The organism is Streptomyces sp. NPDC059142 (assembly GCF_042755665.1).
Classification (GTDB): Bacteria; Actinomycetota; Actinomycetes; order Streptomycetales; family Streptomycetaceae; genus Streptomyces.
The window spans coordinates 1-13,840 of sequence record NZ_JBHZDA010000020.1 but is presented as its reverse complement, the minus strand read 5'-3'; the positions used below and the strand labels follow the sequence as shown (position 1 = coordinate 13,840).

The window sequence follows — 13,840 nt, the reverse complement described above, 5'->3', positions numbered from 1 at the left end:
GGCGGGCTCACGTGTCTAGGCCGTACGGCCCACCGGGGTGGCCGCACGGTACGCCCGGCGATGACCTGGTAGCAGACCCCGCACCGCCAGGCCACCGACCGCAAGGGCACACTCATGCACCGTCCCGGAAACCGTCCCGGAACCGGACTCCGGATAGCCGTCCCCGTCACCGCCGCCGCCCTGCTCCTCCTCGCGCCGGGCGCGGGCGCCGCGTCCGCCGTCGACCGGCCGACCGATCCGCGCGAACTGACCCTCATCGACACCGAGGCGGGCCCGGCGCTCGCCGACCGCGCGGGCAACCCGCTCTATCTGCGGACGGCGGACCGGGCGGCAGGACTGCGGTGCACGGGCGCGTGCGCCAGGACCTGGCCCGCGGCCACGGGCTTCCCGGCCACGGGGCGGGGCGTGACGGCCCCGGTCTCGCGGACCCTGCTGCGCGCGGCGAACAGCGGCCGGCCGCAGGTCGTCTACAACGGGTATCCGCTCTACTACTACAAGAGCGACCGGCCCCACCGCCCCCAGGGGCACCATGTGCCGGGCTTCAGCCTGGTCGCCCCGAACGGCACCCCGCTCACGCGGGGCGCGGCCACGGGAGCCGTGACGAGGGCGGGCGCGTCCCCGAGGCCGTCCACGTCCGGCACCATCTCGGCCACGTCGCGCGCCAGACCCCCGTCGTCCCCGGCGTCCGCGTCGGCCACCGCGTCGGCCACCGCGTCCGCCACCCGGAAGACCCCCGTCGTCCCCAGAACGCCCGTCACGCCCCGGACCTCCGCGCCGCCCCGGACCTCGGCCGCTCCCCGGACCTCCGCCGCTCCCCGGGTCTCCGTCACCCCCGGGACCGCGGTCACCCGCAGGCCGTCCGCCGCGAGCAGCCCGTCCGTCGGGGCGATCCGGGTCACACCGTCCGGCGCGGCGCGGGGCGGCGCCGACCACCCGGTCACCGCCGCCGGCACCCCGGACCCCGCCGGCCGTGACCGCGTGGCGCGGCTCTCCCTCGCCATCGGCGCGACCGCCGCCGCCTCCGCGGGCACGATCCTGCTGGTGCGCCGTCTCCAGCGCCGCACGACGGGCGGGGAGCCCTGACCGGACGGGCGCGCCGGACGGGCGGCGCGCCGGTTCAGGCCCCGGCTCCGGGCCCCGCCCCGGCCTCCGCCCCGGACCGCGCGATACGGGTGCTGCTCGCCGTCGCGCTGCTGGGCGCGGCCACCGCCGTACTCCTGCATCTGACGGCGGCCCCGCCCGCCCCGCCGCCCGCGTCGGCGGCGCGGGCCCGCGAGCCCCGTCTCGTCCGCGTCACGGACCCGCCCTCCGCCCCCGTCCGGCTGCGGATCCCGGCGCTCGGCGTCGTCGCCGCGGTCCAGCCGCTCGCGCTCGACCCGGCAGGCACGCTGGACGCGCCGAGCTTCCGGCACGCGATGAAGGTCGGCTGGTACGCGGCGGGGCCCCGCCCGGGCGAGCCGGGCCCGGCCGTACTCGTCGGCCACCGGGACGCCCCGGCCAACCCGGGCACCGTCCCGGTCCGCAACGGCCGGGACAACATCAAGAACGCCGTCTTCGCCAAGCTGGGCCGGCTGCGGGTGGGCGACACGGTCGAGACGGAGTCGGGCGACGGCACGCGTCGGTCGTTCCGGGTGACGGCGGTCGACACGTACCCGACGAAGCGTTTCCCCACCGGGCGGGTCTACGGTCCGGTGCCCGATCCGCAGCTCCGGCTGATCACCTGCGGCGGGGTCATCGACGCGCAGGGCCACTGGGACTCGAACGTGGTGGTCAGCGCGGCCGCGGCCCCCTGACCGGGGGTCTCAGGCGGCCAGGTTGTTGTCGTCGGGCCGCGGCTCGGGGATGCCGAGCGGCCGCGTACCGCCCACCGCGTCGGCGGAGCCGTCGGCGCCGTCCGTACGGTCCGACTCCCGTGCGCGCCGCGACCGTACGAGCGGGGCGAGCCGCCCCGAGCGGGCCACCGCCGAGACCAGCGGTGTCAGCAGCGCGAGCGCGAGGGGCGTCAGGAGCAGCGCGACGGCCGTGCCGAGGGCGAACCCGCCGATCACGTCGGTCGGGTAGTGGACGCCCATGTAGACGCGGCAGAAGCCTTCGAGGAGGGCCAGGCCGATGGCGGCCAGCCCGAACCGCCGGTGCGCGATGAAGATGCCGACGGCCACGGCCATCGCCATCGTGGCGTGGTCGCTGACGAACGAGTAGTCGGTCTTGCCCGCGACGAGGACTTCGAGGTTCTTGTGGTCGACGAACGGCCGCGGCCGTTCCACGAATCCGCGGATCGGGATGTTGACCAGCAGCGCGATCCCGGCGGCGAGCGGCGCCCAGACCAGCCCGGCGACCGCCGTGACCGAGTCCTCCGCCGAGCCGCGCCGGCGCACGCTCCACCAGCACCAGAGTGTGACGAGGACCAGTGCGAGCAGGATCCCGTACTCGCCGGTGAACCCCATGACGCGGTCGGACCAGGACGGGGCGTCCTTGGCCAGCCCGTTGATGTCGTAGAGCAGGCCGACATCGGGGTTCGAACCGTCCAGTGCGAGTCCAGACATCTGCTGCGGCCCCTTGCCTTGTAAGCCCGCCGCGGCACACCTCCGTGTGCCGCTTCCACCAACCCCCGTGGTCAGTACGGAACATCTGCGCGACATGCCGCGCGATCAGAGTGATCAGTACCGCAGCCACCGTCCAGGGAACGGCCTCCACGCCGCCCCCGTTCCAGTCTCTACCGAACGATCACCATGACGTTATCGAAGAGTGACACAAAGTCGCAGCTCAGCGCCGCCGAACGACGGAGAGTTCCGGCCACCCGGCCGACCGAGGGCCGACCACGCGCCCTCCGCCCGAGGGCCGTGCGGCCCCCCGCGCGCCCGCCGGAGCGCCGCCCGGCTCAGGCTTCGGGCCGGTTCCCCGGCAGCTCGGTCGGCAGCGATTTCGCGCCGTCCTCGGTGACTCTGGTCGCCCCGAAGTAGTCCGGGGTGTCGATCTTGTCGAACCGGATCACGGCACCGGTGTACGGAGCGTTGATCATGTACCCGCCTCCCACGTAGAGCCCGACGTGCCGGATGGCCCGCGAGTCGGTGAGATCGTCCGAGAAGAAGACGAGGTCCCCGGGGAGCAGCTCGTCGCGCGAGGGGTGCTTGCCCGCGTTGTACTGGTCGTTGGCGACCCGGGGCAGCTCGATCCCCACGGTCCGGTACGCCGCCTGGGTCAGCCCCGAGCAGTCGAACCGCCCTCCCTGGTCGGCGGTCCCGTTCCCGCCCCAGAGATAGGGCGTGCCGAGCTTCTGCTGCGCGAAGTAGATGGCCGCTGCGGCCTGCTTCGACGGCTCGACCCGCCCGACGGGCCGGGCGAAGCTCTTCTCCAGAGTACGGATGATCTTGACGTAGTTCTGGGTCTCCCGGTACGGCGGGACGCCCTGGTACTTGATGACCGCGTACGCCCCGGCGTTGTACGCCGCGAGCATGTTGCTGGTCGGGTCGCCGGGCACGTCCTTCACGTACTTGGCCAGCTCGCAGTCGTACGAGGCGGCGGAGGGGATCGCGTCCTCCGGGTTCCAGATGTCCCGGACCCCGTCCTTGTTCCCGTCGATCCCGTGGGCCTCCCACGTACCGGGGATGAACTGCCCTATACCCTTGGCGTTCGCCGGGGACTGGGCGGTCGGGTTCCACCCGCTCTCCTGGTACAACTGCGCGGCGAGCAGGGCGGGGTTGATGGCGGGGCAGAGGTTGCCCCAGGTGGACACGATGTTCTGGTACGCGGCGGGAACGGCCCCCTTGGCCAGACCGACGGCCCGGCCGCCGCCCGCCGTACCGCCGACGAGCCCGGCGGCCGCGGAGTAGGTCCCCACCACGAGCAGGGCGACGAAGGACATCGACAGCCCTCCCGCCCCGGCCACGGCCAGCCATGCCTTACGCACCGTCACCCACCCTCCGCCTCAGGGCCCCTGTCGATTGGCCAGTGTAGGCGGGAGGCCCCCGGATCAGGGGGTGCACTGCGAGGACATGAGGACACAGGGGGGCGCACGGCCCGACCCGGCCGGCCCCCGCGCGGAACACCCCCGGCGACGGATCCGTCCGTACCGGGTGATCGATGCCATAAAGGTGTACCAACGACAGTCATTGCCCGGAGTCACGCCTCGTGATACACAGAGTAACCATACGTGAACGCGTACCACCCGATCCGTGGCTGGTCAGAGCCCCGGGTCGGTCATCTGTGCGGGGATCGGGTAAAGAGAGCCGCCAAGCGGCCCACGAGGCCGGTTCCATCAGCGAAGATAGAGCGTGATCCGTGTCATGGGGCACGGGCGTGAATGACCCAACAGGGGCGGTGAGTTACATGTACCTGGCGGCCGAAAAGGGCGACATCACCACCATCATCGGTGGCATCGCGCCCAACTGGGGGCCTTTCGGGACACTGGGGAACGAGGCCCGAGTCATGATCGAGGTCGTGATGGCGGTGGCCATCCTCCTCTGTCTCGGGATCGCGATCTGGGGCGCGGCGAAGCAGCGCATTGGGGCGACGGCACTCCGGGACACCTTCAGCGCGGAGCAGGGCAAGGGCCTGATCGTCGCCGGACTGACCGGCGTCTTCATCATCGGCTCGCTGGGCACGCTGTTCACCATCGTGTACGGCATGGCCGTCTAGCGCGGACCGGCCACGGGTCCCGGCTCTCCCGGTCCCTCCGCGTCCCTCACGTCCCCTTCCCTCCCTCCGATCCCCTGCCCGTCCCCCGACCCCACCTGTCCCTCGCATCCACCCGCTGAGGTTGCGTCACCCTGATGTCGAGTCACCACACCGCGCCCGCGCGGGAACCAGCACGGCTACCGTCGTACTACGCGGAATCGCACACGGCTGAGGGAGCGTACGCGGCATGAGCTTCGGCGACGAGCACGGCTACGGCGGCGACTCGGGCCGTAAGGGCGACGGCTTCGGCGGCTCGGGCCAGACCCGTACCCGCCTGCCCGACCCCAGAGGCACCGACTCCTACGGCGACGGCCCGCGCCGCCCCGGCCGCGGCTCGCGCTCCCTCGTCACCGTGGTGGGCGTCGTGGTGCTGCTCATCGCCGCCATCGCGTTCGTGAACCGCGGCGGCGGCGGAGCCCCGGCGGGCGACACCACCAAGGGCGCGTCGGGCGCGGGCGCGGACCCCACGGCGGCGACCGGCGTGGAACCGGTGACCGGCAGGAGCGGCGCGATCCCCAAGGGCTTCGCCAAGAACGCCCAGGGCGCGGCGAGCGCGGCGGCGAACTACGCGGTGGCCCTGGGCTCGGACGGCATGTTCCACCAGGACAGCCGCCACACGATCGTCGACACCGTCTACACCCCCGAGGCGGCGACCCGGCTGAAGGGACCGCAGGACCAGGCGTACTCCCCGGAGTTCCTCCAGAAACTGGGCCTGGACGCGGAGGGCAACCCGCCCCAGGGCAGCGACTTCATCTCCCGGACGATCCCGGTCGGCACGAAGGTGGAGAGCCTGACGGGCGACACGGCGAAGGTGTCGGTCTGGTACACGGGGCTGATCGGGATGTCGGGGCCCGACTCCACGGACCCGGTGCGTACGACCTGGCAGACGGGCACCTTCGAACTGCGCTGGACGGACAACGACTGGAAGATCGCCGCGGAATCGCAGAAGGACGGCCCCGCGCCGGTACCCGGCGATGTCGCGGCCTCCACGGCGGACGAGATCAGCAAGGCTGTCGAGCAGTACGGAGGCTTCACCTATGCCCGGTAGCCGACGTCCAGGCGCCTCTTCGATCATCGCGTCCCTTCTGGGCGCGTCGACCCTGGTCCTCACCTTCGCCACCCGGGCGACCGCCGCCCCGACTCCCTCCCCGTCGCCCTCGCCCAGCACCAGCGAGAGCGTGTGCGACCTGATCGTCGGCAAGGCCAAGGACTACTGCCAGGACGGCGAGAAGGGGGCCGGAGCCCCCCGCAGCGGCACCTCGGACCCCGCCGACGCCCTCGACCCCCTCGCCTCCCTCGCCCGCGGCTGTGCCGACGCCGCCGCCTGGATCGTCGGGAAGCTCAGCGCCGCCGTGAAGGAGACCGCCAACGTCGACTTCACCAACGCCTCCTTCCTGCGCCAGTACGCCGTCGTCTTCGCCGCCTCCACCATCCTCACCCTCGTCCTCTGGCTCCTCGCGGTCGCCAAGCGCGCCATCCGCGGCGTCCCCCTCACCACCGCGCTCTCCGAGGCCATCGGCTTCCTCTGGCTGACCGTCCTCGCCTCCGCCTTCACCCCGCTCATCCTCTACACCGTCGTCTCCGCCACCGACGGCGTCACCGAGGTCATCTCCAGCTCCAGCGGCGGCCAGACCGACGTCTTCTTCGGCGGCTTCTCCGAAGCCCTCAAGAAGGGCGACAGCATCGGCGGCGGGCCGATCATGCTGATCGTCGTCTCGCTCGTGTCGATCCTCGCCGCCGGTGTGCTCTGGCTGGAGCTGGTCATCCGGGCCGCCCTCCTCTACGTCGGCGCGCTGCTCGGCACCGTCGTCTACGCCGGGCTCGTCGACAAGAACATGTGGGGGCACGTCCGCCGCTGGGCCGGGATCATGATCGCCGTCATCATGGTGAAACCGGTGATCGTGATCGTCCTCGCCCTGGCCGGGGCGCTCTCCGCCGACAGCGGCCCCGACGCGCTCTCCGCCGTCGTCTCGGGCCTCGCCATCATCATCCTCGCGATCTTCGCCTCGGCGATGATCTACCGCTTCGTGCCCGGCTTCGGCGACGAGATCGCCTCCGCCCGTACCAACCGCAAGCAGGCCACGGACGGTTCCCAGGCCGCCGCCCTCATCAGCTCGCCCGCCGCCCTCGTCTCGCAGGGCATCAAGACGCACAGCGGCCGCGGCGGCGGGGGCGACGGCGGAGGCGGTGGAGGCGCCCGGCCCAGCAACCCGGTCTCCGGCGGTGTCGCCGCGCACAGCTCGCGCAGCTCCTCGGGCAGCGGCGGCGGCGGAGGCGGCGCGGGCGCCGGGGCGGGCGGCGGACACATCCCCTCCGCCGCACCCGCGCCCCGCAGCAGCCCCACCAGCTCCACCCCCCACAGCGCACGCGGCTCACGCGGCACCGGTAACGGCAACAACAGCACAGGAGGTGGAGGGCGTTGACGACCCAGATCCAACCGATGGCGCCCCGCCGTACGTATCTCATCGGCCGCGCCAGGCCCAACGCGATCGTCGGCAAGAACCGCGAGACCGGCGAGATCGCCCTGATCATCGCCGGCGCGTTCGTCGGCATGATGTGCGGCCTGCTGGTGCCCGTCCTGTCCCTGCGGATCGTGACGCTGACCGGCTTCCCGCTGCTCGCGCTCGCCGCCGTGTACGTGCCGTACAAGCACCGCACGTTCTACAAGTGGTTCGAGATCAACCGCAGCTTCAAGCGCACCCTGCGCAACGGCACCGTCTACCGCTCGGGCGCCATGGAGGCCGGCACCCGCAGCGACGGGCGCGAGGTCGAGGTCGGCCCGCCCCCCGGCATCGGCCGGATCAACTGGCTGGCCGCGCCCTTCGGCCCCGACGAGATCGCGGTCCTGCTCCACGCCGACCGCCGTACCGTCACCGCCGCCATCGAGATCGAGGGCCCCGGCGTCGGCCTGCGCGACAGCGAGGACCAGGAAGCCCTGGTCGACCGCTTCGGCACGCTCCTCAAGCATGTCGCCAACGGCGACGGCTTCGTCACCCGCCTCCAGATGCTCGCCCGTACGCTGCCCGCCGACCCCGACGCGCACGAGAAGGACGTCGCCCAGCGCGGCGACGCCTCCTCGCCCGGCTGGCTCCAGGACTCGTACGACCAGCTCCAGTCGATGGTCTCCACCTCCAGCGAGCAGCACCGCGCCTATCTCGTCGCCTGTATGCACTACACGCGCGAACTGGCCGCCGAGGGCCAGGCCATGGCCCGCGCCGCCCGCCAGGCCGCCGGGACGAAGAAGCTCGACCGGGACGCCGGCCTCGCCGTCGTCATGGCCCGCGAGCTGACCGACATCTGCGCCCGCCTCGCCGAGGCGGACATCCGTGTACGCCAGCCCCTCGGCCAGGGGCGGCTGGCCTCACTCGTGCACTCGATGTACGACCCGGACCACCCCATCGACCACATCCAGGCCATGACGAAACGAAACGCCTGGCCGGCCGAGCTGGACGCCATGGAGCCGACCTACCTCCAGGCCAAGACGCGCGAGTCGTCGACCCGGGCGCCCTGGTGCCACTCCACCGCCTGGGTCAAGGAGTGGCCCATGACCCCCGTGGGGGTCAACTTCCTGGCGCCGCTGCTCGTCCACACCCCCGATGTGATCCGTACGGTCTCGGTCACGATGGATCTCGAACCGACCGAGATCGCCATCGAGCGGATGCTGACGGAGAAGACCAACGACGACGCGGAAGCCAGCCGCGCCGCCAAGATGAACCGTACGGTCGACCCGCGCGACATCGCCGCGCACGGCCGGCTGGACCAGCGGGGTGAAGATCTCGCCAGCGGTGCGGCGGGGGTCAACCTCGTCGGGTACATCACGGTGTCGTCCCGCTCTCCCGAGGCCCTGGCCAGGGACAAGCGGACGATCAGAGCGTCGGCCGGCAAGTCGTACCTGAAGCTGGAGTGGTGCGACCGCGAGCACCACCGGGCCTTCGTGAACACCCTGCCGTTCGCGACCGGCATCCGCCGCTGACACCGGCGGGCCCGCCGCCCACACCGTCCGATGCCGCCCAACCCGCCGTAGCCGAAGAGTCGAAAGGGGCCTGTGGTGCGAGATCCGCTGTCCGTCCTCACCGAAGCCTTCACCAGCTTCCTCTTCGGGAAGGTGGAGACGACCCGGCTGCCCGTCCGTACGTCGACGGGCCAGGCCCAGGCCGTCTATCTGCCCACCGCGGCCCCCGGCCTCGGCGACTCGGGTGTGATCATCGGCCGCGAGGTCTACAGCGGCAAGGGGTACATCTACGACCCCTTCCAGCTGTACGGACAGCAGCTCCCCGCCCCGCACTGGCTCGTCCTCGGCGAGTCCGGCAACGGCAAGTCGGCGCTGGAGAAGACCTACGTCCTGCGCCAGCTCCGCTTCCGCGACCGCCAGGTCGTCGTCCTCGACGCCCAGGGCGAGGACGGCGCCGGCGAGTGGAACCTCATCGCCCAGGAGCTGGGCATAACCCCCATCCGGCTGGACGCGATGGCGGCGCTCGACCACGGGATCCGCCTCAACCCGCTCGACCCGGCGATCACCACGACCGGGCAGCTCGCCCTGCTCCGTACGATCATCGAAGTCGCGATGGGCCACGGCCTGGACGAACGCTCCGGCTTCGCGCTGAAGGTGGCGCACGCCTACGTCAACGGGACGAGCACCGACCGGCAGCCCGTGCTGATGGACATCGTCGAGCAACTGCGCCACCCCGAGCCCGAGTCGGCCGAGGCCATGAACGTCGACCTGGACGACGTACGGGCCTGGGGCCTGGACGTCGCCCTGGTCCTGGACCGGCTGGTCGACGGTGACCTGCGGGGCATGTTCGACGGGCCGACGACCGTCGGGATCGACCTGGACGCCCCGCTGATCGTCTTCGACCTCTCGCACATCGACCGCAACTCGATCGCGATGCCGATCCTCATGGCCATCGTGGGCGTCTGGCTGGAGCACACCTGGATCCGCCCCGACCGCAAGAAGCGCATCTTCCTGGTCGAGGAAGCCTGGCACATCATCAACTCGCCGTTCGTCGCCCAGCTCTTCCAGCGGCTGCTGAAGTTCGGCCGACGCCTCGGCCTCTCCTTCGTGGCGGTGGTCCACCACCTCTCCGACGTGGTCGACGGCGCCGCCGCCAGGGAGGCAGCCGCCATCCTCAAGATGGCCTCGACCCGCACGATCTACGCCCAGAAGGCCGACGAGGCCAGAGCGACGGGCCGGGTCCTCGGCCTGCCCCGCTGGGCCGTGGAGATCATCCCGACGCTCACCCCGGGCATCGCGGTCTGGGACGTCAACGGCAATGTCCAGGTCGTCAAACACCTGGTGACGGAGGCGGAACTGCCGCTGGTCTTCACCGACCGGGCGATGACCGAGAACTCCGAGGCGTCGGACGCCGCCGACGCCGCCGAGGCGCGGCGCGCCGGGCTGCTGCCACCGGATCCGCACAGGTCGCGCGAGCCGTACGAACCGCACGAGGACATGCGGGCCGCGGAGTGGGAGGCGGAGCAGCGGGCGGCCCTCCTCGAACGGCAACGGGAGTACGACGAGTCCTCCGAGTCGACGGTGGCGTGACGTGCCGCGCCACCACCAGGAGGACCGGCGGCCGGCCCAGGGCGGCGGCCAGGGCGGCATCCCCGACGGGCTGCTGGTGGGCCTGCTGGGCTTCCTGCTCGGGCTGACGCTGCTGGTCTGGACGGCCACGGGGCTCGCCGGCCTGTTCACCCACGGCGGCTGGCCGCACGGCGTGACCTTCACGCGGACACCGCTGGCCATGCGCGAACTGGCCTCGGCCCCGCACGACCTGCCGGGCGCCTGGCCCGAGACCCCGCCCGGGGAGCTGTCGGGCTACGGGCTGTTCTGGGGTCTGCTGATCAGCCAGCTCATGGTGCTGACCGTCCTCACGGTGTTCGTCCTCGGGGTGACGGCGCGCTACCGGGCGGTACGGGCAAGACGCAAGGAGCAGCAGCGCTACGCCCAGGACCACGGACAGGACCACGAACAGAACCCCGGGCAGGACCACGAACAGAACCCCGGGCAGGACCACGACGCGCGGAACGCCGTACCCCGCCAGACCTCGGCCCAGACCCCGGCCCCGGCCCACAGCCCCACACCCGCGCCCGCCCTGGAACACGCGCCCGCGGCGTACGCACCGCCACCGCCCGGACCGCCCGTCGAGAAGCACGAACAACCGCTCCCGGCACCCCTCCCGACCCCGGCACCGGCACCGGCTCTGCTCCAGGACCCGCCCCTCGCACCCGTCCCCGCCGCGCTCTCCGTCCCCGCCCCGCGCGTACGGTACGGCGACCCCGCCACCCGGCGCCCCGCCGCCGTCCAGGCCGTTCTGGACGCCGTGGGCCCCGCCCTCGTCGTCACCTCCGCGCCCGCGCTCTGGGCCGAGACCAAGGACGCGCGGGCCAAGCTCGGCCCCGTCCTCGTCTACGACCCGGGCCACCTCTGCGACACCCCGGCCCGGATCCACTGGTCCCCCACCGCCGGCTGCGAGGACCCGGCGACCGCCGCCGCCCGCGCGACCGCGCTGCTCTCCCCCGTACGCCCCCACGCGCTCCTCGACGCCGCCATGGCCGACACCGCGGAGACGCTCCTGCGCTGCTGGCTGCATGCCGCGGCCGTGGACGCGCGTCCGGTGAAGCAGGTGCTGCGCTGGGCGCAGGGCGGGGGCGCGCAGGAGGCCGTACGGATACTCCGTACGCACCCCAAGGCGGCCTCCGGTCTCGCCGGGCTGCTGGAGTCCGCGCTCACCGGCCACCCCGAACGCCGTGAGGTCGCCCAGCAGTTGACGGCGCGTGCGCTCTCCGCCCTCTCGTCGGTCCATATCCGGGACGCCTGCACACCGAACAGAACCGATGCCCTCGCACTGGATTCTTTTGTGAGCGAGGGGGGCACGCTTTATGTGGTGGGCGAGCCGATCGAAGATCCCCGCGCCCGCCCGGGTGCGATGCCACTGCTCACCGCACTCACCTCAAGCGTGGTCGAGCACGGCCGCCGCATGGCCGCACGGTCATCTGACGGTCGGCTCGACCCACCAATGTCCCTCGTCCTGGACGATGTGGCGGCGGTGGCCCCGTTCGCCCGCGTCCCGGAGCTGCTGGCCACCGGCCAGGACCGAGGCATGCCGACGCTCGCCCTGCTCCGCTCCCGGCAGCAGGGCAAGGACCGCTGGCCCCACGAGGAACTGCCGGACGCCCCTCGGAGCCCCTCGTAAGGTCTCCGGGGCCTCCCCGAGAGCCCTGGGCACGAAGCCCGAAGCCCTAGCCGGCGGCGGGCTGGGTGAAGCGGATGCTGTTGCCGAAGGGGTCCCTCAGGCCGCAGTCGGTTCCGTACGGACGTTCGGTGGGCTCGTCGGTGAACTCGACCCCCCGGGCCAGCAGCGTCTCGTACGTCTTGCGGCAGTCGTCCGTGCTGAAGAAGAGCGAGCCGCCCGTGGCGCCCTTGGTGACCAGCTCCCGGACCTGCCGCGCCGTCTCCTCGGACATCGCGGGAGGCCCCGGCTTCTCCAGCAGGACCTGACGCTCCGGGGCGCCGGGGACGTTCACGGTCAACCAGCGCATGAAGCCCAGGTCGACATCGGTGTTGACCTCCAGGCCGAGCTTGCCGACGTAGAAGTCCAGGGCCTCGTCCTGATCGAGGACGTATATCTGCGAATGCGTGATGGCGTTGAACATGTTCCTCACGCTACGGGGTGGGCCGAGCGGAAACTTATCCAAAACTGCTCGGCCGCATCCACGCCATCGTGAAGCAGTTCGGCACCTCCGCAGCCGCCTCCTCCCTGGCCGCAGCCTGGGCCGCGGCCTCCTTCCGGTACTCCCTCGGCGACCGCCCGACGATGTCGTGGAACGTCCGGCTGAAGGTCCCCGGACTGCCGAAGCCGACCTCGTAACAGATGTCCGTCACGCTGTGGTCGCTCTCCCGCAGCAGGAACATGGCGCGCTCGACACGGCGACGCTGAAGGTACCGGTGGGGCGTCTCACCGAACGTCGCCCGGAAGGTACGGGTGAAGTGCGCCGACGACACATGGGCGATCCGGGCCAGGGCCGGAACGTCGAGCGGCTGCGCGTAGTCGCGGTCCATCGCGTCCCGCGCGCGGAGCATCCGGCGGTTGGTCTCTTCTGCGGCGCGGCTCACGGCACCATCACACCACGCTCCCGCGCGTCCGCTCAGGGACGCGCGATCGCGCACTCCAGCTCCTTCGCCGAGGGGTCGCACGCCATCGGCATGGTCACCCCCGTCGGTACGAAGCCGAGCTTGCGGTACGCGGCGGCGGCCCGTGGGTTCCCGTCGTTGACGTACAGCCGTACCCGCGCGAGCCGCGGCTCCTCCAGCGCCCACGCCCAGTCGAGCGCCGCCGCGACCAGCGCCGCGATGACCCGGCCGCCGCGGTGTTCCGGCCGTACGAAGACGCCGACCAGATGCCCCTGGGCACGCTCTACGGTGGCGCCGAAGAAGTCCTCCCGCCCGGCCTCCTCGACCAGCAGGGCCACCGACCCCGACCAGCTCCCGTCCGGCGCCTCGGCGACGAACTGTACGGAGCGGGTCCCGTGCCGCGCCGAGAAGCCCTCCGCCCGCTCCCGCCAGACGGCGTCGGGGTACTCCAGGGCCTGTTCGTACGTCTCCAGGAAGGCCACCGGCGCCGCCGGGTCCTTGAGCGCGTCGAGCCGGAGTTCCCTGGTCCGGGGCCATTCCTCGGGCCGTACCGGCCCTATCACGTGGTCCATGCAACGATCCTCTGCGCGCACCGCCCCGCCCGCAACGCGTTTTCCCTCCCCCGGCACACGCCCCGGGCCGGCCCGCGTACGTCCCCGGTACTACGCGGCGCCCCGGCAGCCGCCCGCGAAGAGATCCGGACACGTAAAGGGCCCGGAACGCAGAAATGCCCCGCACCAGAAGGTGCGGGGCATTCCCACAATAATTGTTCGGCGGCGTCCTACTCTCCCACAGGGTCCCCCCTGCAGTACCATCGGCGCTGTGAGGCTTAGCTTCCGGGTTCGGAATGTAACCGGGCGTTTCCCTCACGCAATGACCACCGAAACACTATGAAGTTGAACACCGGATATAAACACGGCTGTTCGTTACTTCAGAACTAACACAGTGGACGCGAGCAACTGAGGACAAGCCCTCGGCCTATTAGTACCAGTCAGCTCCAACCGTTACCGGTCTTCCACATCTGGCCTATCAACC

13 protein-coding genes and 2 rRNA genes are annotated in these 13,840 nt (G+C 71.8%); 8 read left to right on the top strand and 7 right to left on the bottom strand.

Annotated elements, in window-relative coordinates; all coding sequences use genetic code 11:
- The first annotated feature begins 114 nt into the window (after positions 1-114).
- A complete protein-coding gene (locus ACFXPK_RS10555) occupies positions 115-1,083 on the top strand; it encodes a hypothetical protein (RefSeq protein WP_385073833.1) in 969 nt (322 codons plus the stop codon).
- 89 nt (positions 1,084-1,172) lie between these two features.
- Complete coding sequence (locus ACFXPK_RS10550) at positions 1,173-1,793, top strand: sortase domain-bontaining protein (protein WP_385073830.1); 621 nt, start codon at positions 1,173-1,175, stop codon at positions 1,791-1,793.
- Positions 1,794-1,802: 9 nt separating this feature from the next.
- On the opposite strand, the gene ACFXPK_RS10545 is transcribed toward ACFXPK_RS10550, so the two are convergent.
- On the bottom strand, positions 1,803-2,543 hold the full coding sequence (locus ACFXPK_RS10545; protein WP_385073827.1) for a phosphatase PAP2 family protein: 741 nt from the start codon (positions 2,541-2,543) through the stop codon (positions 1,803-1,805).
- Positions 2,544-2,878: 335 nt separating this feature from the next.
- Positions 2,879-3,862: an NlpC/P60 family protein gene (locus ACFXPK_RS10540; RefSeq protein WP_385073972.1), complete on the bottom strand. Its 984-nt coding sequence runs from the start codon at positions 3,860-3,862 to the stop codon at positions 2,879-2,881.
- A 464-nt stretch (positions 3,863-4,326) separates the two neighbouring features.
- Between ACFXPK_RS10540 and ACFXPK_RS10535 the strand changes: the two genes are divergently transcribed.
- The 6 genes from ACFXPK_RS10535 to ACFXPK_RS10510 all read left to right on the top strand — a co-directional run bounded on the left by ACFXPK_RS10535 (position 4,327) and on the right by ACFXPK_RS10510 (position 11,867).
- Complete coding sequence (locus tag ACFXPK_RS10535) at positions 4,327-4,635, top strand: hypothetical protein (RefSeq protein ID WP_003985768.1); 309 nt, start codon at positions 4,327-4,329, stop codon at positions 4,633-4,635.
- 226 nt (positions 4,636-4,861) lie between these two features.
- Positions 4,862-5,722, top strand: coding sequence for a hypothetical protein (locus ACFXPK_RS10530; RefSeq protein WP_385073824.1), 861 nt, complete (start codon positions 4,862-4,864; stop codon positions 5,720-5,722).
- Entirely contained in the window at positions 5,712-7,097 is a 1,386-nt protein-coding gene (locus tag ACFXPK_RS10525; protein ID WP_384995925.1) for a hypothetical protein, read from the top strand. The genes ACFXPK_RS10530 and ACFXPK_RS10525 overlap by 11 nt, the downstream gene beginning before the upstream one ends.
- Positions 7,094-8,647: an SCO6880 family protein gene (locus ACFXPK_RS10520; RefSeq protein WP_384995923.1), complete on the top strand. Its 1,554-nt coding sequence runs from the start codon at positions 7,094-7,096 to the stop codon at positions 8,645-8,647. Before ACFXPK_RS10525 ends, ACFXPK_RS10520 begins: the two co-directional genes overlap by 4 nt.
- Before the next feature lie 75 nt (positions 8,648-8,722).
- Positions 8,723-10,216, top strand: a complete 1,494-nt coding sequence (locus ACFXPK_RS10515; protein WP_385073820.1) for an ATP-binding protein — start codon at positions 8,723-8,725, stop codon at positions 10,214-10,216.
- A 1-nt stretch (position 10,217) separates the two neighbouring features.
- Entirely contained in the window at positions 10,218-11,867 is a 1,650-nt protein-coding gene (locus tag ACFXPK_RS10510) for a type VI secretion protein (RefSeq protein WP_385073817.1), read from the top strand.
- A gap of 46 nt (positions 11,868-11,913) precedes the next feature.
- Here ACFXPK_RS10510 and ACFXPK_RS10505 read toward each other — a convergent pair whose 3' ends face one another.
- From ACFXPK_RS10505 to ACFXPK_RS10485, 5 genes are all read right to left on the bottom strand, one after another.
- Entirely contained in the window at positions 11,914-12,327 is a 414-nt protein-coding gene (locus ACFXPK_RS10505; protein ID WP_384995915.1) for a VOC family protein, read from the bottom strand.
- 34 nt (positions 12,328-12,361) lie between these two features.
- Complete coding sequence (locus ACFXPK_RS10500; RefSeq protein WP_384995912.1) at positions 12,362-12,787, bottom strand: helix-turn-helix domain-containing protein; 426 nt, start codon at positions 12,785-12,787, stop codon at positions 12,362-12,364.
- 32 nt (positions 12,788-12,819) lie between these two features.
- A complete protein-coding gene (locus tag ACFXPK_RS10495) occupies positions 12,820-13,377 on the bottom strand; it encodes a GNAT family N-acetyltransferase (RefSeq protein ID WP_385073813.1) in 558 nt (185 codons plus the stop codon).
- Positions 13,378-13,573: 196 nt separating this feature from the next.
- Positions 13,574-13,690 (bottom strand): 5S ribosomal RNA (gene rrf, locus ACFXPK_RS10490).
- Between the two features lie 76 nt (positions 13,691-13,766).
- Positions 13,767-13,840: ribosomal RNA gene (locus tag ACFXPK_RS10485) — 23S ribosomal RNA — on the bottom strand; the annotation flags it as partial.

Coding starts and splice junctions, on each gene's coding strand:
- ACFXPK_RS10505 (WP_384995915.1), bottom strand. CDS start 12,327: ATGTTCAACGCCATCACGCATTCGCAGATATACGTCCTCGATCAGGAC.
- ACFXPK_RS10540 (WP_385073972.1), bottom strand. CDS start 3,862: ATGTCCTTCGTCGCCCTGCTCGTGGTGGGGACCTACTCCGCGGCCGCC.
- ACFXPK_RS10555 (WP_385073833.1), top strand. CDS start 115: ATGCACCGTCCCGGAAACCGTCCCGGAACCGGACTCCGGATAGCCGTC.
- ACFXPK_RS10535 (WP_003985768.1), top strand. CDS start 4,327: ATGTACCTGGCGGCCGAAAAGGGCGACATCACCACCATCATCGGTGGC.
- ACFXPK_RS10530 (WP_385073824.1), top strand. CDS start 4,862: ATGAGCTTCGGCGACGAGCACGGCTACGGCGGCGACTCGGGCCGTAAG.
- ACFXPK_RS10525 (WP_384995925.1), top strand. CDS start 5,712: ATGCCCGGTAGCCGACGTCCAGGCGCCTCTTCGATCATCGCGTCCCTT.
- ACFXPK_RS10495 (WP_385073813.1), bottom strand. CDS start 13,377: ATGGACCACGTGATAGGGCCGGTACGGCCCGAGGAATGGCCCCGGACC.
- ACFXPK_RS10545 (WP_385073827.1), bottom strand. CDS start 2,543: ATGTCTGGACTCGCACTGGACGGTTCGAACCCCGATGTCGGCCTGCTC.